At 40.4% G+C, this 18,408-nt stretch carries 17 protein-coding genes and 5 pseudogenes; 4 read left to right on the forward strand and 18 right to left on the reverse strand.

The genetic code is table 11. The annotated features are described in order from the left end of the window. Nucleotides 1-9: 9 nt before the first annotated feature. The 5 genes from sufU to sufC are packed head-to-tail and all read right to left on the reverse strand — an operon-like array spanning nt 10 to nt 4,992. Nucleotides 10-441: a Fe-S cluster assembly sulfur transfer protein SufU gene (sufU, locus tag C7E02_RS15525; protein ID WP_105310065.1), complete on the reverse strand. Its 432-nt coding sequence runs from the start codon at nt 439-441 to the stop codon at nt 10-12. Next, complete coding sequence (locus C7E02_RS15530) at nt 431-1,660, reverse strand: aminotransferase class V-fold PLP-dependent enzyme (RefSeq protein ID WP_105310066.1); 1,230 nt, start codon at nt 1,658-1,660, stop codon at nt 431-433. Before C7E02_RS15530 ends, sufU begins: the two co-directional genes overlap by 11 nt. Further along, nucleotides 1,657-2,787, reverse strand: coding sequence for a SufB/SufD family protein (locus tag C7E02_RS15535; protein ID WP_158683066.1), 1,131 nt, complete (start codon nt 2,785-2,787; stop codon nt 1,657-1,659). The genes C7E02_RS15530 and C7E02_RS15535 overlap by 4 nt, the downstream gene beginning before the upstream one ends. Nucleotides 2,788-2,824: 37 nt before the next feature. Further along, complete coding sequence (sufB, locus tag C7E02_RS15540) at nt 2,825-4,231, reverse strand: Fe-S cluster assembly protein SufB (protein WP_105310068.1); 1,407 nt, start codon at nt 4,229-4,231, stop codon at nt 2,825-2,827. A 14-nt stretch (nt 4,232-4,245) separates the two neighbouring features. Then, a complete protein-coding gene (sufC, locus tag C7E02_RS15545) occupies nt 4,246-4,992 on the reverse strand; it encodes a Fe-S cluster assembly ATPase SufC (RefSeq protein ID WP_105310351.1) in 747 nt (248 codons plus the stop codon). 363 nt (nt 4,993-5,355) lie between these two features. Here sufC and C7E02_RS20730 point away from each other — a divergent pair. After that, nucleotides 5,356-5,604 (forward strand): annotated as a pseudogene (locus C7E02_RS20730) (IS1634 family transposase); the annotation flags it as partial. Here C7E02_RS20730 and C7E02_RS15555 read toward each other — a convergent pair. Beyond that, on the reverse strand, nt 5,585-5,779 hold the full coding sequence (locus C7E02_RS15555) for a zinc-ribbon domain-containing protein (RefSeq protein ID WP_242978937.1): 195 nt from the start codon (nt 5,777-5,779) through the stop codon (nt 5,585-5,587). The pseudogene C7E02_RS20730 and the gene C7E02_RS15555 overlap by 20 nt on opposite strands. Before the next feature lie 480 nt (nt 5,780-6,259). On the opposite strand from C7E02_RS15555, the gene C7E02_RS15565 reads away from it, so the two are divergent. Further along, nucleotides 6,260-6,499, forward strand: coding sequence for a DUF6061 family protein (locus C7E02_RS15565; protein ID WP_105310071.1), 240 nt, complete (start codon nt 6,260-6,262; stop codon nt 6,497-6,499). A 208-nt stretch (nt 6,500-6,707) separates the two neighbouring features. Here the strand turns inward: C7E02_RS15565 and C7E02_RS15570 are convergent, their stop codons facing one another. The 8 genes and pseudogenes from C7E02_RS15570 to C7E02_RS19940 all read right to left on the reverse strand — a co-directional run. Beyond that, nucleotides 6,708-7,949: an ABC transporter permease subunit gene (locus C7E02_RS15570; RefSeq protein ID WP_105310072.1), complete on the reverse strand. Its 1,242-nt coding sequence runs from the start codon at nt 7,947-7,949 to the stop codon at nt 6,708-6,710. 1 nt (nt 7,950) lies between these two features. Then, nucleotides 7,951-8,838, reverse strand: coding sequence for an ABC transporter ATP-binding protein (locus C7E02_RS15575; RefSeq protein WP_105310073.1), 888 nt, complete (start codon nt 8,836-8,838; stop codon nt 7,951-7,953). 140 nt (nt 8,839-8,978) lie between these two features. Further along, a complete protein-coding gene (locus C7E02_RS15580; protein WP_330406841.1) occupies nt 8,979-10,028 on the reverse strand; it encodes a HAMP domain-containing sensor histidine kinase in 1,050 nt (349 codons plus the stop codon). A gap of 28 nt (nt 10,029-10,056) precedes the next feature. Then, complete coding sequence (locus tag C7E02_RS15585; RefSeq protein WP_080656492.1) at nt 10,057-10,356, reverse strand: VanZ family protein; 300 nt, start codon at nt 10,354-10,356, stop codon at nt 10,057-10,059. A gap of 16 nt (nt 10,357-10,372) precedes the next feature. Then, entirely contained in the window at nt 10,373-11,068 is a 696-nt protein-coding gene (locus tag C7E02_RS15590; RefSeq protein ID WP_028086593.1) for a response regulator transcription factor, read from the reverse strand. A gap of 274 nt (nt 11,069-11,342) precedes the next feature. Next, a pseudogene (locus C7E02_RS20735) lies at nt 11,343-11,555 on the reverse strand (nucleotidyl transferase AbiEii/AbiGii toxin family protein); the annotation flags it as partial. 42 nt (nt 11,556-11,597) lie between these two features. After that, nucleotides 11,598-11,723 (reverse strand): annotated as a pseudogene (locus C7E02_RS19935) (type IV toxin-antitoxin system AbiEi family antitoxin domain-containing protein); the annotation flags it as partial. Next, nucleotides 11,686-12,252, reverse strand: a pseudogene (locus C7E02_RS19940) (DUF6040 family protein); the annotation flags it as partial. The pseudogenes C7E02_RS19935 and C7E02_RS19940, both read right to left, overlap by 38 nt. On the opposite strand from C7E02_RS19940, the pseudogene C7E02_RS15615 reads away from it, so the two are divergent. Next, a pseudogene (locus tag C7E02_RS15615) lies at nt 12,251-12,815 on the forward strand (tyrosine-type recombinase/integrase); the annotation flags it as partial. The pseudogenes C7E02_RS19940 and C7E02_RS15615 overlap by 2 nt on opposite strands. A 350-nt stretch (nt 12,816-13,165) precedes the next feature. On the opposite strand, the gene C7E02_RS15620 reads toward C7E02_RS15615, so the two are convergent. The 3 genes from C7E02_RS15620 to C7E02_RS19465 all read right to left on the reverse strand — a co-directional run bounded on the left by C7E02_RS15620 (nt 13,166) and on the right by C7E02_RS19465 (nt 14,991). Then, entirely contained in the window at nt 13,166-14,350 is a 1,185-nt protein-coding gene (locus tag C7E02_RS15620) for a GGDEF domain-containing protein (protein ID WP_105310075.1), read from the reverse strand. A 191-nt stretch (nt 14,351-14,541) separates the two neighbouring features. Next, nucleotides 14,542-14,790, reverse strand: a complete 249-nt coding sequence (locus C7E02_RS15625) for a DUF4339 domain-containing protein (RefSeq protein ID WP_158683068.1) — start codon at nt 14,788-14,790, stop codon at nt 14,542-14,544. A gap of 30 nt (nt 14,791-14,820) precedes the next feature. Further along, nucleotides 14,821-14,991 (reverse strand): hypothetical protein, encoded by a 171-nt coding sequence (locus tag C7E02_RS19465; protein WP_015535374.1) that lies wholly within the window; start codon nt 14,989-14,991, stop codon nt 14,821-14,823. Between the two features lie 365 nt (nt 14,992-15,356). Here C7E02_RS19465 and C7E02_RS15635 point away from each other — a divergent pair, with 365 nt between their 5' ends. Further along, complete coding sequence (locus tag C7E02_RS15635) at nt 15,357-15,593, forward strand: DUF6061 family protein (protein WP_105310077.1); 237 nt, start codon at nt 15,357-15,359, stop codon at nt 15,591-15,593. A gap of 175 nt (nt 15,594-15,768) precedes the next feature. Here C7E02_RS15635 and C7E02_RS15640 read toward each other — a convergent pair whose 3' ends face one another. After that, the gene (locus C7E02_RS15640) at nt 15,769-18,267 is read right to left on the reverse strand and encodes a X2-like carbohydrate binding domain-containing protein (protein ID WP_158683070.1); all 2,499 of its coding nucleotides are present in this window, start codon (nt 18,265-18,267) and stop codon (nt 15,769-15,771) included. Nucleotides 18,268-18,408: the final 141 nt, after the last annotated feature.

An 18,408-nucleotide genomic window follows, 5' to 3' on the forward strand; every position in this document is an offset into this window, starting at 1 on the left:
TAATCTGATTTATTCTTTTTCCGTCTTCAGCATCTCCTCCATCGTATGCCACCCCAGCACCGCACATTTCACTCTGGCTGGCATATGGGAAATGTCTTTCAGTACAGAGGCTTCTTCGAGCTGATCCATTTCCTCATCTGTCACTTCGCCCTTGATCATGCGGAGAAAAATTTCCGCAAGTTTCATAGCTTCTTCTTTCGATTTCCCGATGATCAGATCCAGCATCATATCCGCGGATGCCTGGGAAATGGCACATCCGTCACCGACAAAAGCACCATCTGTGATCCTGCCATCTTCCACCTTAAGTTTCAGCCAGATATCGTCTCCACAGCTTGGATTTACGCCTTCCAGTACAAGGTTCGCGTCCGGTAGGTCATGTTTGTGCCCCGGATGAAGATTGTGATCCGTCAGAATTTCATTATAAAAAGTATTACTCGGCATATCCCATTTTCCTCCTGATCTCTTTCAGACTTTCTGTAAATTTCACGATTTCCTCTTCTGTATTATAAAACATCAGGCTGGCTCTTGTGGAGGCCATCACGCCCAGATGTCTCAGAAGCGGCTGTGCACAGTGATGTCCTGCCCGCACTGCGATATGATCTGCATCCAGAATGGCTGCAATATCGTGAGGATGAACACCGTCAACTGTAAAGGTAATAATCCCATGATGCTGCTCTGGATTTTCCTGTCCCATAATGTGTACAAAAGGAATCTCTCTGATCTTCTCCATTGCCAGTGCAGTAAGCGCATCCTCTCTCTTCTGAATCTGTTCAAAACCAATATTTTCTATATAATCAATGGCTGTTGCCAGTCCGACTGCGCCACCAGCGTTCACGGTGCCTGCCTCGAATTTATGCGGAGGCTGTGCGAAAACAGCACCATCCCTGCTTACTGATTCAATCATTTCACCGCCGGTAAGAAACGGAGGCATTTTTTCCAGATATTCCCTTTTTCCATAGAGAACTCCGATTCCCATAGGTCCCAGCATCTTATGTCCGGAAAATGCCAGAAAATCCACATCCAGTTCCTGTACATCCACAGGCATATGCGGAACACTCTGCGCTCCATCTGCCACGATCACAATTCCCTTCTCATGGCAGATTTTTGCAAAAGCCCGGATATCGTTTCTGACACCCAGAACATTGGACACCTGCGTAACTGCCACAAGTTTCGTCTTATCTGTGATGGCATTTCGCAGATCTTCTTCTGTAATTCTTCCCTGCCGGTCACACTCCAGATATTTTACCACCGCACCTGTTCGCTTGGCTGCCTGCTGCCATGGAAGCATATCACTGTGATGTTCCATAATGCTTACCAGAATTTCATCTCCCGGCTGAAATGCCATCAGTCCATAGCTGTATGCAACCAGATTCAGGCTTTCTGTTGCATTTCTTGTAAAAATAATCTCTTCTGTGCTTTTTGCATGAATAAACTGACGGACTTTTTCTCTGGCAGCCTCATATTTCTCTGTTGCATTCTGCGCAGTCTCATAGAGTCCACGCAGCGGATTTGCATTACAGTTTTCATAAAAATCTGTAACCGCCCGGATCACACTGTATGGTTTCTGGGAAGTGGCAGAACTATCCAGATAAATCAAATTCTGATTCTGCAGCATGGGAAAATCTTTTCTTATTTTCTGGACATCCAATTCCTGTATCATTCTTCTCGTTCTCCTTCCAGATACTCCTGAACTTTCTTCTTCATCTCTTCATCAGAAATTTTATGACAGATACTGTCAATCCTTGCCTGCGCCATCATCGCATAAACAGCCTCTTCGCTGATTCCTCTTGACTCCAGATAAAACAGCAGTTCTTCATCCAACTTTCCGATGGTTGCGCCATGATTTCCTTCCACATCCTCCTCATTGCAGAGGATCAACGGAATGGTCTGATTCACAATGGTATTATCCAGAAGAAGCACATCTTCTTTTTCATTTCCCACAGAACCTGCACAGCCTTTCTGAAAATCAATGGTTCCTCTGAATATCTTGACTGCCTTTCCACTGAGCACACCGGCAGCATCCATCCGGCTGTTTGTCTTTTTACCGGTATGAACAGCTTCCAGATTCATATCCAGACGGCTCTCCCCGCCAAGCAGATATCCAATATCTGACTCCAGATCACTGCTTTCACCTCTGAGTGCTGTGCGGTTTCCCAGATATGTATCTTTTCCGCCAAGGACAAGCTGAATAGTTTCCACTCTTGCATTCTTTTCACAGTCTGCGCCAAAATCATCCAGAAATGTCATCTTACTTCCAAGACGCTGAACCTGGATCAGATGAAGCACCGCATTTTCCTCTGCATAAATTTTCGTCTGTATGGCTGCGGTTCCTTCAGTTTCCTTTTCTGATGTAAAATCCATGACCACTGTCAGCTCACTGTCCGGCAGCATATGAATCCCGATGCGGTTCATGGTTCTGCTCTTATCCTGATAAGAAAACGTGAGTCTGAGTGGCTGGCTTTCTTTTTTCCCTGATTTGGATGTGAAAACCTGCCATTCCAGACTTCCTGCATCTGCAAATGCATCCATCTCTGTTCCCATGCCTGTTTTTATCTGAGAAAGATTCCTTTTCTTCTGTGCGCAGTCTTCTGCTGTTTCAATCTGAGTTTCTGGTTTGATCAGGTTTTCCATTCTGCATTCTGTCTCTGTTACAGTTTCTGGCCTGTCTGCTTTTACGGTTCCTCTTTCCGTAATGATTTCTTCTTTCAGAACGGTTCCGTTCATATGAAGCCAGTTCCAGGTCTTCGCAGGCAACGGATTTATTTTCATTTCAAAATTCTGACTCATGATACCTTTTCCTCCCTTCTGCTGTTTCATCCATGCTTTATCCAATGCTGCCTTTCATCTCCAACCGGATCAGATTGTTCATCTCAACCGCATATTCCAGTGGCAGTTCCTTGGATACATTGTCTGCAAATCCACTGACGATCAGTGCTCTTGCTTCTTCCTCGGAAATACCTCTCGACATCAGATAAAAAACTGCCTCATCGCTGATCCTGCCGATCTTTGCTTCATGACCGATATCTGCATCCTGTGTACGGATATCCATGGCCGGAATCGTATCTGATCTGGAAATATCATCCAGCATCAATGACTGACAGGATACGGAGGATTTGCTTCCTTTTGCCTTTCTGTTTACAACTACAGAACTTCTGAATGTGCTGATGCCTCCATCCTTGGAAATCGACCTTGTATTCATATAGGAAGAAGTGTTCGGTGCATTATGGACAATCTTCGCTCCGGTGTCCAGGTTCTGTCCTTTTCCCGCAAAGGTAACACCGGTAAACTCTGCCCTTGCCCCCTCCCCGTTGAGAATACTCATCGGATACAGATAGGATACATGAGAACCAAAGGAACCGGATATCCACTCAATCTTTCCGCCTTCTTCTACTTTTGCTCTCTTTGTATTCAGGTTGTACATATTTTTCGACCAGTTCTCAATAGTGGAATAACGAAGGGTTGCATTTTTTCCCACATACAGTTCCACGCATCCGGCATGAAGATTTGCCACATTGTATTTCGGTGCAGAGCAGCCTTCAATAAAATGAAGATAAGCACCTTCATCTACAATGATCAGTGTATGTTCAAACTGTCCGGCTCCCGGTGCATTGAGTCTGAAATAAGACTGCAGCGGAATCTCCACAGAAACACCCGGCGGCACATAAACAAAGGAACCTCCGGACCATACTGCTCCGTGAAGTGCTGCAAATTTATGATCCTGCGGCGGCACAAGTTTCATAAAGTGTTTCCGAACCATGTCTGCGTACGGACCGGTCAGCGCACTTTCCATATCTGTATAGACAACACCCTGTGCAGCAACCTCTGCTTTTACATTGTGGTAAACAAGTTCCGAGTCATACTGCGCGCCCACACCGGCCAGAGATTTTCTTTCTGCCTGGGGAATTCCAAGCTTCTCGAACGTATCTTTGATGTCTTCCGGCACATCTGACCATTTTGCACTCATATGAGTATTCGGTCTTACATAAGTTACAATGTTGTTCATATCCAGACCTTCGATAGACGGACCCCAGTCCGGAACTTTCATCTCATTATAAATCTGAAGAGAATGAAGTCTGAAGTTCTGCATCCATACAGGATCATGCTTTTCTTCTGAAATTTTTGCTACAATGGCAGGAGTCAGACCTTCATCCACACGGTAAGCGTCTTTTTCTTCATTGCGAAAGTCATACATACTTCTGTCTATATCTTCCACATATGTTTTCTCTTTCAAAGCCTGTGCCTCCTTTACTGCTGGATATATTTCTCAAAACCATTGGTGTTGATCTCATCCACAAGGGAACTGTCACCGGAAGCAACCATCTTTCCGTCTACAAGGATATGGGTTGCATCTACATGAAGTGCCTCCAGAATCCTGGTGCTGTGGGTAATGATCAGAAGTGCTCCGTTTTTATTTTTCTGATATTCTTCCACACCTCTGGATACTGTGCGGACCGCATCCACATCCAGACCGGAATCTGTCTCATCCAGAATGGCAAGGGATGGTTTTAACATAAGAAGCTGGAGAATTTCTGCTTTCTTTTTTTCACCGCCGGAGAATCCTACATTCAGGTCACGGTCTGCATATTCCTCATCCATCTGAAGGATATCCATCGCGTTTTTCAGCTCCTTACGAAAGTTCCAGAGTCTGATACGGCTTCCGGTTCTCTGCTCCAGTGCTGTACGGATAAAATTTCCAAGCGTAATACCCGGAACTTCGATCGGGTTCTGGAAAGAAAGGAAGATTCCATCTCTGGCTCTTTCTGCCGGAGATTCTTCTGTAATATCCTTACCGTTAAAAAAGATATGTCCATCTGTGATCTCATATCTCGGATTTCCCATTAACGCATATCCAAGCGTTGATTTTCCGGCACCGTTGGGTCCCATCAGTACATGGGTTTCCCCTTTATTTAAATTTAAATCCACATTGTGGAGAATTTCTTTATCTTCTACTTTTACGGATAAATCTTTAATCTGTAATAACTGAGCTGACATAATCATCCTCCCTTTCTCCTGTCAGGCGGATAAAAAATCCGCTGCTCTGTTTCATTGGTTGTTTTAATCCCCAGTATTTTACTGTGATTTAATTATATGAGACTAACTTTTGTTTTTCCAGTGTAAAATTGCACAAAATTGTTTTGTTTTTCCTCCCCGTTTTCCGTCGTAGTACTATGAAAATTCCGTCGTTTTCTTCCTGCTAATTTTTTATTTGTTCTATTAAATCTCGATTTCCCTTGTATTTACAACGAATTCTCAATGCCCTTTTTGGGCTTTTTTTATTGAAAAAAATTTTTATATGTTACAATAATAGTACTCTATAGCACTTTATTTGGAGGTCTATTATGGCATACTATTTAAGAAAAGAAACAGCCACGTTCCAAAAGTGTCATGGCTTTTGGCTATGTGCAGGAGCTTATCTCTGATGAGATTCCAGATCCTATTGTTTACTACACAGACTTTGTTGCAGAGAAAAATAAAGAACGTGCTGCTGTATTTGCAGAGGATACTCGTCCACGTGCTTTTTCTGCTCCTGTGGAATATAATCTTGGGCATTTTCTCATCCATACACTTTTAGAAGAATTAAATGTCAAAGAAGTAATAGACATACCGTATCTTTCACACGGGCATTGATAACTGATTTCCACTCGTTACCGCATTTACCGCATCTCCACCAGACATTTTTCCTCGACTTTGCATTTACTTCATCAGGCTTCAATAGCAAGTTCTTCTCCGACCACTCCGAAACAAGCTCCGGGTGTACTTCTGCTAAACTGTTACTCATATCAAAACCTCCACTTCCTCTGTGATTAGAGTATATGAAGTTTTGGCTTTATCTTGTAGTTTACGAATATCCGTATAAATAGAAAAACCCTTTGAGAAAAGGATTTCTCCTCTCTCAAAGGGCAAGTTGGCAAATCGGAATTGAGATTTCATATATTCCAAGGGATTTAATAACTGTTATATTTTATTATCAATTATCTCTCAATCCCTTGAAAACACAAAGTTTATCGCAGGTGAGCTTTCCCTTATTGTTTCCCTTGCGTTATATCGTCCCACCAGTGTTTACGAACTCTGATAAGGGCAAATACAAGGGTACAGGACATCCAGTGGATGTCCGCTTTGCACCGACCGTAGCGAAGCGGAGACCAAGAAAATTATATAAAACAGTATAACACAAAATAAAAGTGACATGGTGAACTGATTGAAATGCTTCTGATTTTTGCAACAAATGATTGATTTAACGATAAGGAGATTTGATACGATGAGAACAATATTTGCAGAATACAATCCCAAGCGCAACAGTATTGATGTTTACACCTCTGTTGGCTATATGCTCCGCATTGACTGTTGGGGAGCTGAAAAGAACTTAAAAACCACACCAGGATCAGACTGTGCATTAAACGCACTCGCCATTGATGAACCTCTTGAATATGCAAAATTATATCTTGATGGAAATTTGCAGATGTGGGTAGATGCGGAAGACTCATTAGATATTTTTTAATTTTTAAACAAATACAACAGTTTAAATCGCTATTAACCACAATATTTCCGGAAAATTCATCATAGGTTTGTGCAAATGCAAAGAAACGGCGGCTCTGAAAATCAAAGCCGCCGTTTCATAGGTGCGTGAAAATGTGTCTGCTCTGCGACGGCTTTTTTCTTTTGCCGTCGCGCGGCAGATAACCTATTCGTTCTATTCTGAACTTCTTTTACGCTACCTGATGTCTGCAATAGGAATGAATCGCCAAGAATGTAAACACAAATAATTCAATTCCTGCCGAAATCAAAATAACATGCGGTGTCCAGAAACTCATTCCACCGATATTCAGATAATTGAAATCTGCAAGCTGAGAAAGGAAATTGTTCTGCATACCAATTCCGGCAGATGGAAGTATGGTAGAGAGCCATGTTGCTCCCATCGCCACATAAGCAAAAAGCGGCATGAGAAGAACTACAATAGAGATCAGTAAAACTGTCAATGTGTCTTTACATTTTGCAGACAGGAACAGCGTACAGCTAACCGTTGCTAATACAGAAAGTAAGCCCGCTGCTGCGAGAATTATCTGCAACTGCCCCAGATTGATGTTTGGCAGATTAATGATAGAGTATCGCATCTGAAACGATGTTTTTAAGCAATCCGTCCCGAACGCTGCATCTAAAATCAGAATGTGTACCGTGATCCCGACAAGGAAAGTAACAACGAAAAGTGTAAATGCCGCCAGAATTTTGGTAATTGCTAATTGTGTATGCCCGTATTTGGTGGTTCGCAGGATGCTGTCACCGCCCGTTTGATATTCTCCGGCGAAAGTAGGTGCTGCGATTGCCACACACAAAATAGCAAGGAACAAAATATAAAACTCAATATAATCAAATGCATCTTTAGAAATTCCAGAATGAAGATAAAATGGCGTATCAAGTTCTGAATATTTTTCAAGAGCTTTCTGCTGTGCGGTTTCGTTTTCTCTTTGCTCATTCCGCATGACATCCTGTAAATGTTCTGCGCACTTTTCGTAATAGGCTCCGTCAATGTCATTCGGGTCAATATCCATTAAATCAGCACCAATGCCTGTTGATGGATCAGCAAACGTTTCGGACAGACCCATCAGCAAGTGACGGAACGGGACGATTTTTTCAATATATACCGTCAGAGGAAAGCCATCTTCCTCGACCGGCCCATATTCTCGAACGCAGCTTTGATAAGTTTCCAAAGCCGATTTGATCCTATCCGGGGTCACTTCACCGGAGGACGCTTCGTATAAACCCCGTTTGTATTCGATAGCTGCCAAACCATCCAATTCCGTAACAGTCCCATCTTCATTTGGTCGGTTGATACCCTCAAATGAAATAGGCAGATATGCCATAACTGCGGAGAGCAGAAGCGCAATCACAAGTAAAATCATGGTACGCCGTGATTTCAAAATACGTTTTAATTCAAGTCTAAAAAGTCGCATATTATCTGTCCTCCTTTTCTAAGTCTGTCTGCGGAAATAACCACAGATACAGATCCTCCAAGCGTGGTTCTGTTGCCACAGAACCTTCAATTTCTGAATGCTCAGACAAATAACGGATGGAAACTTGATTGTGATCCTCGCCACGCTGATTGATAATACGTAGCCTCATTTCACATTCCGGCAGCTTTGAGGCCGGAATTGTGCAATTCCAGACCTTGCCCTCAATTTGTTTGACAAGCTCCGTGGTCGTTCCGACGTCAACAATTTCTCCACCTTTCATAATCGCATTGCGCGTAGAAATATACTCTATATCAGATACGATATGGGTGGAGATCAGTACAATCCGATCATGCGAAAACTCGGAAATGAAGTTTCGCGATCGAACACGTTCCCCGGGGTCAAGTCCTGCTGTCGGTTCGTCCATAACAAGTATCTCCGGGTCGTTCAACATCGCCTGTGCAATACCAACACGTCGCTTCATACCACCAGACAGATTAGAGATTTTTTTCTTTTTCACATCGGAGAGCGAAAGAATGTCCAACAAATGATTGATCTTTGGGGTGGTTGCCCTTGTAGGAATATCTTTCAGCGCAGCCATATACTCCAAATAATCTTTGACCGTAAAATCCCGGTGATACCCAAAATCCTGTGGCAGAAAGCCAAACTTGCTTCGGTAGACTTCACCTAACTCTCGAATGTTTTTTCCGTCATAGTAAACTGTTCCGCTGGTTGGTGTCATAATATCAGCGATCATGCGCATGAGTGTGGTTTTCCCTGCACCATTCGCTCCCAAAAGTCCCCAAATGCCGGGAGTCAATGTCAGATTGACATCATTTACTGCTGTTTTGTCTTTGAACTGCTTGCTTAAATGCTCTATTTTCAGTTCCATGCTTACACTCCTTTCTTTTGCTTCGGCTGAACAATAAAAAGCCCTTGTTCGATAATCATTGTACCGAACAAAGGCTTTTCAATCTCAAAAATCACACGCTTAAATTCCTAAGTAATTCCTAAGATCACATTCTTATTTTCCTAAGCGGAAAGGGGTAATATAATCACAAAGTCTATGGTTTCGTTTTGACTGGATGCAGTAATCTTTCCACCATGTAAATGTATAATTTCTTCCGCAATAGAAAGGCCAAGCCCCGCACCACCTGTATTAGAAAGCCGAGCATCATCCAAGCGATTGAATTTTTCAAATATACTGTTAAGCTGTTCCTGTGGAATTGTTTTTCCATGATTTTCAAAAGTGATCTGAATATCATGCTCTAACCGTTTGGCGGATATAGTGATTTCTGTCTGCGGGTAACTATATGACGCAGCATTTCGTAAAAGATTACTGAAAACTCTCGCCATCTTTTCGGGATCAGCATTCACAGATAAATTGTCCTCCGCAGTAAATACCGCCGTGTTGCCATTTGCAGAGAGTGTCGGGTATATTTCATCTATTACCTGCGCAATCAAACAATGTAAATCTACATTTTCTTTTTTGATAATGACCTTATGTGCATTGTACTTGGTAATTTCAAAAAGTTCATTGATGAGCTTTTCAAGGCGTTCTGCCTTATTCAATGCAATTTTTACATACTTTTCCTTTTGCTGTTCAGGCATGTCAGGAGCTTCATGGAGCAGGCTCAAATAGCCGATTACCGTTGTGAGAGGGGTGCGTATATCATGTGCCAGATACATAATAATTTCATTTTTCTTTTCTTCTGCCTGCTTTGCAGCCCGTTTACTCAACAGAACAGACATTTTGATTTGATTGAGTTGTGCCTCCAATTCTTTCAGTGGATCAGACAACGATACTGTATGACTGTTCTGCTCATAGACCGTTTGGGTCGCATCAATTACTTCATCCAGATAGCCCCACGGCTTTTTCCAATAGTAATTGAAAATACATACAAAGCCGATCATCAGATACAAAATAAAAAGCAGATCGAGCCGCCAGTAGAGCCATGCAAAAATACCGTTGTCAAATTTTGAAAAGATGTAGTCCAAGATAAGGGTCAAACCATATCCAACAACGGTATAAACCAGCAATGATAGGTATAAGCGCACTTTAAGGCGCTTTTCTGTTGTCATTTCTTTCTTCGACATGAGAATACACCTCCTACCGATTAGCAAACAGAAGAAAGCCAAGCAGGCCAATCACGACAACACTTACTATGCCTGGCAGAAGCATTTGAAGATAAATGCCCATAGGAACAAAAATCAAGACATTTTCGAGTACCTCTGTTAAGTGAAATGCTGCTCCAATTTCCTTGTCATAGTGAAAAGGAATAAGGTTTATACTCCTTACTTTATCCAGATCACTGATTGAAAACTGTAGTTTGAACAGTATGATCCAAACCAGAAGTGCCAGATAAATTAAGAATAAAATAGTTGCCAAACAATTTGGTTTTCTCTTCATAGCGTTCTCCTTTCGCTTAAATTTTGTAGCCGACACCCCAAATCGTTTTAATATACTGCGGAGTATCGGAAGTATCTTTCAGTTTCTCACGCAGATGTCGGATATGCACAGTAATTGTGCTGCTGTTTTTAGAGTAGTATTCATCTTTCCAAACTGCATGAAACAGTTCTTCAATACTTACAACATTCCCAGCATTTGACAAAATGACGTGGAGAATAGAAAACTCTGTCGGTGTCAGAGAAACCGGCTCACCGTCTAACAGACATTCATGGGTCTGCACATTCAAGCACAATTTGTTATAGGAAAGTTCCGATGGAATTTTCTCTGTGATGATACCGGGTGAATATTTCTTGTAACGTCTTAACTGCGCTTTCACTCTGGCAACTACTTCAAGTGGGCGAAAAGGTTTTGTCACATAATCGTCCGCTCCCAATGTCAGCCCCGTTATTTTATCCGTTTCCTCAATTTTAGCCGTTAGCATTATGATTGGATAAGTGTATTTCTTTCGGATAAGCTGGCAAAGTGAAAAGCCGTTCATATCCGGGAGCATAATATCCAGAATGGCAAGATCAATGTCGCCGCTTTCAATACACGACATGGCATCCGTTGCGCAGTAAAATTTATGAACGACGTAATTTTCGTTTTTCAAGTAGACCTCCAACAGATCCGCTATATCTTGCTCGTCATCTATAATCAATATCTTTTCAGACATATTTTCAACTCCTTTGCTCATATATCCAATTAAGTATAGCAAATACAACATCTAAATTCACAATGGATTGCCTGAGAAATTATTAAGATTTTCCTAACTTTCGAATTTAGGCAACTCAAAATGCTAACGTAAATTACATATCAGTTTTTTATGTGTCATACATATTCTCCAATATACTTCCATATAATGCACAGATTGACTTCATAATTGTATGCCATGGAATATCAGCAGCATAAGAATAATTTTTTTGATATGTTTTCCATAAGGTCTCCATAACCGGACTTGATTCAATTTCATCAAATATTTCTCTTATATCCTCAGCTTCTATCAGGTCTAATGTTCCCCTTTTTTTGGATGTAGCCACAAGCATTCCACCTTTTAATATAAACTGGTTTTTATACTCTGATAAAGAAATTCGTTCTAAAAAACGTTCCATCATATAATTCCGCATCAAAATCTGTGCATCTGCGGATTTTTTCTTTGACATATTACGAATTAAATCCTTTCATTGTCGTGCCGTTGTTATTATCTAAAGTAACACCTCCAAATATGGTCTAAGTATGTTTTCAACATGAAACATAGCTGCGTATTTCATAAGCATCCGTAAGTTTTTATCCTTACGTTTTGCATATTGTTTCAATGCGTCTTCCCGCACCCACCAGACAGCCACCGCAAATCAATATTCTTATCAGCCAGTATACAATTCCGGCAACGACAGGATTGGATATTCCATTACTAATCTGTGCTATGTTCTTTGTCGCCGGTATAATCCACCCTGCAATGGTCTGTACAAAAGTGGCGATTGTATCAAAGAATACCACGCAATCAGAAATAAATATTTTTGACAGTATTATCTGAAAAAGAGTAGCCGATACGGAATACCATATCAGCAAAAACATCAATGCTTCATACATGGCTGTTTTTGCTTTATATCTGCCTGCCTTAGCTTGTCTTGACATTCCTCTGTCATGATTTCGGCAGCGTGCGTTTTCTCTTTCTCGCTCTGCAACAATTCTTTTGTTTTCCTCAAGTCGTTCTTTAAGGCTTGAATGTTCCCTGCTCTGTTCTCGCTGTTTAACCTCTCGTTCAAGGTCAGCGATTCGCCGAGCTGCATTTTCAGTTCCCGGATAGTCCGGTCTTTCTGGTCGAGTTCTTCCTGCATCTGCTCTGTCAGCAGAAGTAAGGCACAAGAATATCATCGGACCAACCAAACGAAAAAAGGTAAGGATTGTTGATTTTGGAGATACACTGGCAGAGATTCTTCGCAATGCCCGAAAGGAACAACTTAAAAACCGAATGCAGTACGGAGAACTTTACCACAAAAACTACAAGAGAAGTAAAAGACAAAAACAGAGTTTACTATGAGTTCTATCATCTGGACGGAACAGAGAATGTTCCAGAAGATTATAAGGAAATATCCTTTGTCTGCTTAAGACCGGATGGAAGTCTGGAACTGCCAAGCACGTTAGGAATTGTTTGCAGGAAGATCGCTCAGAAGCTGGAAGGATTTGAAGGATTTCATTTTCACCAGCTGCGGCACACCTACACAAGCAACCTTCTGGCAAATGGAGCAGCACCAAAGGATGTGCAGGAACTGTTAGGGCACTCAGATGTCAGTACCACCCTGAATGTCTATGCACACTCTACAAGAAAAGCCAAGCGGGAATCTGCAAGGTTACTTGATAAAGTGGCAGGCAATGACTTAATAAAACTTTCCCTTATTTTTGCCCTTACGATTATCTCATAAGGGCAAAAATAAGGGAAAATACATATCGTTTCGCTAATGCACAGGCTGGAAATCCTGTAAAATAGGGAAAGTTAGAAATATATTTCGGCAAACTTGAATTTTTGACGTCCGCTCTTGACATGCCTGAAAATTTGCTGTTCTACTTTATTTTCTTACCATATATACATATACGCTAGTAAATCTAATCTCTTTACCATATTATAGTGTAATATATTGAAGATCGCAACGTAATTAGCAATTATTTCTAACGATTTTAAGTACTGTTATTAACCAGTTGACGAAGTTTTATTGATATTTTTTCCATTAGTATCTCCCAAATCTTTTATATTCATAAATTCTTATCTGCAAATCTATTTTCTTAATGCATGAGCTCTGTCTTTTTCATCATACATCGCATTATCTGCTCTTCTGAAAACAGTTTCAAAATCATCGGAGCATTTTGCAAATATGCATCCTACACTGCCGGACACAGGCGGAAAATCAGGAATATCATCTATTCTCAGCCTGAAGTTATCCTGAACCTTTTTCTTTAAAGCCATGACAGCATCTTCTGATATGACACTCTTTACCAGTACCATAAATTCATCTCCACCAACTCTTCCTATTATCGCATCTTCATCAACAAAAGCTGCTTTAAGATATTCAACCGTTTTAATTAAAATGGTATCTCCACTATGATGTCCATACTTATCATTTACTTCTTTAAAATAGTTTAAGTCTATCATAAATAAAGCTATATGTTCGTCAGCATGTAACTTCATGCACTCTCTTACATTAAAATTAAACGCTCCCTTATTTAATATTCCTGTAAGTGCATCTGTTTCGGCACTGCTTTTTTCATCGGTAATATCTAAAACAACAGCAAATATATGTCTGTTTCCCTTTGAATCTTTTACAATATTCATACTGTCCGATACCCATATAATATCGCCTCGTTTACTTACAATCCTATACGATACGACTGTCTCAGACATTGTTCTAAGGAGGCGTTCAATTGCTGCTACAAATGTGCTCCTATCCGCCTCATAGACAAAGTCCGTATATTTACCATTATAAAGCTCATCAATTTCTTCCATTGTATATCCTGTGATATCAGTAAAGCCCTTGCTGACGTAGTACACCCTCAATTCAGGCTCAACAACACAGTGATGAACTCCTCCCGGAATACTTTTTATATATGTATCCAATGATATCTGTAAATCTGATAACTCGCCTATATACTGGTCCTTTGTGATTTTTAACAATGTTCTAAAAACATACACACTTATAAATACAAACACTGCTCCCCAGAACATAATCTGAGCCATTATATTTAATTGGATTGAATTTTCGCCATTATTATTCAGGCTTATGCATACATACCCGACTACAAACAATATAAGCAGTGCTATGTATAAATCCCCTACTATGTTTAAATTCTTTTTCTTTAGATTATCACTGTTTTTGGAATTTTTTAATATGAAAAATACACGAATAACATATAGTACATTAATAATCATCAGTATCGTAGCTAAGACCTCAAATAATATATGCATAATAATCACCTCTACAAAATAATCAGCCTGATACAAAATATAAAAATTAAACTTTATTCTAATTTGCTAATTTTAACTAACTATATAGTATCAGATTTTTCGAAAACAATTTGCAACCACAGGATGAATGGACATATTTACAGGATAAATGGTTGTAGGGCAATTATCGTGCCCGTCCCCCGTTTCTTTCTTTAATTTTCTTTCGGAATTTGTGGTATATCAGGGAACAATGGCTTCATTTCATCTACTGAACCAGCTTTAGCCCACTCAGACATTCCGGTTTTCCATACTAAACTGTCTGAAGTAAACTGCCCCACGGTCATCATTTGCCTTAATGTATTAAGATCATATGGGCCTGTTGCCTGTCCATTCACTACAATATAATATAAAATACCTGGAACAGGTGGTGGGGTCATACCATTTTGTACTGGCTGATTCATCCCTGCCATAATATTATTCATAGAACCAATTTAATAGCGCAAAAGGAAATATATGACATACACCCAACTAAGTAATCCATGAAAAATCGCCCAGCCGACAGACTTCCACGTTGTATAACTAATAACCATAGCTAATGCACTTCCAAAAGTTATTCCTGATTTTACCGTTTTCTTGACAGTCATTGATTTATTATCTTCCATGTTTGTTTCCTCCTCAAATCCCGATTGAGATTTCACCTGTTTTAAGCGAGTTAATAACTGTTATATCTTGTTATTAAATTCTCCGAAAACCCTTGAAAACACTGGATTTATCGCAGGTGAGCTTTCCCTTATTGTTTCCCTTGTGTTATATCATCCCATCAGTGTTTACGAACTCTGATAAGGGCAAATACAAGGGCACAAGATGTCCGGTGGACATCTGCTCTGTGCCGACCGAAGCGGCAGCGGAGACCAAGAAAAATCTATAAAACAGTATAACACAAAATAAAAGTGACATGGTGAACTGATTGAAATGCTTCTGATTTTTGTAACTGATGATTGATTGAATGATAAGGAGATTCGATACGATGAGAACGATATTTGCAGAATACAACCCACAACGCAACAGTATTGATGTTTATACTTCTGCTGGCTATATGCTCCGCATTGACTGTTGGGAAGCAGAAAAAAATTTAAAGACTACACCCGGATCAGACTGTGCATTAAACGCACTTGCCATTGATGAACCACTTGAGTATGCAAGATTATGTCTTAATGGAAATTTGCAGATGTGGATAGATGCAGAAGATTCTCTTGAAATCTAAAGATTCTTTGTAGTGTCACGATCGAGGGAGCACTTACCGCACTTGTTTACATTATAAAGCTCCAGTGGGTCTAAAGCTCCCTCTTTAAGATATCTAAAAATTTTACAATAGAATCTTAATTAAAATAACGACGACCATCGTCCTCGATAGTCGCCGCATAAATTAACCCATTCTGTTATCGATTATACTGTTTCTTTCGATGTACCATCAGCGTACCAATAGTTACGCTTCCACTGACAAAAAGTATGATAAACCACAAAAACATATTGTTTGTATCGCCGGTTTTAGGACTTGTTTTTTCACTTGTATCCGGTTTGTTTACTTTTGATGAAGTGCTACCCGAATTATTACCAGTACTGTCAGTACTTGAAGTGATGCTTGCCGCCTTGATTTCAAACTCCGTGCTGCACTCGCCGTCGTTATAAACAATAGTCAGGGTATGCTTGCCGACAGAAAGAGTGCTGAGATAATCTTTTTTCAGTGTGATCACCGTAGAACCAGATACGGCAGTATATTTATCGGCTGCAACTAGCGTACCGTCCAACTTAACGCCGGTAAACTTGGAGAAATCTCCGTTTGCAACAAATTTCAGCGTGTCGTCGCTGTTCTGCTTCCAAGAGCTATTTGCACCCTCAGTGATTTTATATTCAGGGGTTGTGCCGGATGCCTGTGGTGTCATGGTCAAATTTGTGTCAATCCACATCGTTGCATATCCGCCATTAGGATATTGTAACAGCGGGTCATAGTCGGTAATGTCATAATCGTAATATTTACCATTTATTTTCAATTTTGTATCAGTTGTAAAACAATATCCTTCTTTTGCCTTGAAATAAATTCCATAAGTGTAAGTTTTACCGCTTTCAAATTCGGTAAATAAATCATCTGGATTGTTGTCGTTCCAAAAATCGGCTGAGTAATGGTATTTTTTACCTCCATCTGTACTCCAAAATTCAGATTGATAAATATACGGAACATTCTCAGCTGTTTTTCCACTGAATACAGGCTTATCTCCGACCTTAAAGCTGATTGTTGCATTATTTATTTCGACAATACTAATATTTTGTAACTGAACAGTTTCAGGTTTTATTGTTCTTACAGCAACTACAAAAAGTCCTGTTCCAGTATTTGTTATATTTGCATTATTTACATTTGTGCCATTCACCATTACTTTACTATTAGCTGCAAATGTATTTCCGTCTCTTGCTTTAAGGGAAAGACTATACATATAAGTTTTGCCATCCTCAAAGGTCGTTATTTTTTTGTCTTGTGCAAGTGCATTATTCTTGCTTTCATCAGAATACCAGTATTTTACTGGTATAGATTCACCGTTTACATTCGTTTCCATTTCTTCCCAATATTCGTATTCTATATCATATTGTTCATCCCATGGATCACATTTGTAAGCAGTTGCTTTTGGAACATCTCCCGGCTCATAATTAAAGGTTACACCCTCAATATCTACGTCACCAATGCTATTCTGAGAGCTTTCGTCAGTCGCTGTCACCTTTATGTCGTTAAACCAGAGGATTAACTGCTTTCTATCATCGGAGAGTGTGCCCGAAAACGCCGTTATAGTGGAGCCATCGCATATTACAATGCATCCAACTCCGCTACCTTTGAATCCGTCATGGAAGTAGTAACCGTCTTTCGCTGTTAATTTCACTCCATATCTGTAGGTTGCCCCTGCAACCGGCTTTTTGGGATTGGATTTTGCAATTATAGGGCCATCAATAGTCCACTGCATCCAAAACTCGTCCGTAAGCGTCATCTGGTTTGCACATTCCGAGTTAGGATTGACTTCTGCTGTAAATGCAATAGGCTGTGAAGCATCAAGATTTTTCCAAATATTACCAATGTCAACCATGGTGATAGCCTCATCCACAGCATCTGGTTCCTGCACAATCAGGTCATAAGTATAATCATATATTTGATATTCGTGAACATCCAGAATCACTGTGAAAGTACCGGTCGCATCCGGGTGCTCATTGAAATACTGCTTTGCCGCTTCTAAATCCGAACTAAAATCAACCGGATTGCCGGATGTGGGCGTAAAAGTATAAAGAGAGGCACTCTCAAAATGATCAATAATCGGCCCCGCACTCTCATTTTCACTTGTAACGGTCCCCCTAGCTTTGTACGGTGTCTCAATCTCGGTCTGAAGATTTTCCACTGCTGTCTGCAGCACTTCGGCACTTGGGAATTCTTCTGTGATAAAATTAAACTCACCGCTGCTTTTACTTACTTGTGTGGTTTCAACCACCGTACCGGTCGAATCCTTAACGGAAACATTGGCAGTTACATCAACTCGTGTGTGATATGCGTGCTTGTAGCCATCAGAAAAATACGTTACTCCCTGAGGGAGATAATCCGGTTTTGGTTGCTCGAGGGCAAGTGTCGCAACTTCCGCAGATGACTTTTCATTGGATTTATCAATCTGTTCATCCTTATTTTCTGTATTTGCATCTTCCGATTTATTTTCGATTACACTATTTGATGTATCCTCTGTTGCATTTTGCTGTTCTGGCATCTGAATTTCTTCTCCTGCAGAGTTCTCACTTTTTGCTGGAGCTGTATCTTCAGCAGCAAATGCTGTTGCAGGTATGATAGATAGTAACAGGCAGCCTGTAAGCAGAACAGACAACCACCTAACTTTTCCCTTTCTTCTTTTTTTCATAATCATCCTCCATTCTTGCTTTCATCTATAGTAAAACTATTTGTAACGCTTTAAATATACCATACATCCGGTACTTCACCCTTTTTATTTCCTAATTGTCAGTGACATTTTGGAAATTGCAATATTGTAATTCCCTGAGGA

Source organism: Dorea sp. Marseille-P4042, assembly GCF_900290215.1.
Classification (GTDB): Bacteria; Bacillota; Clostridia; order Lachnospirales; family Lachnospiraceae; genus Dorea; species Dorea formicigenerans.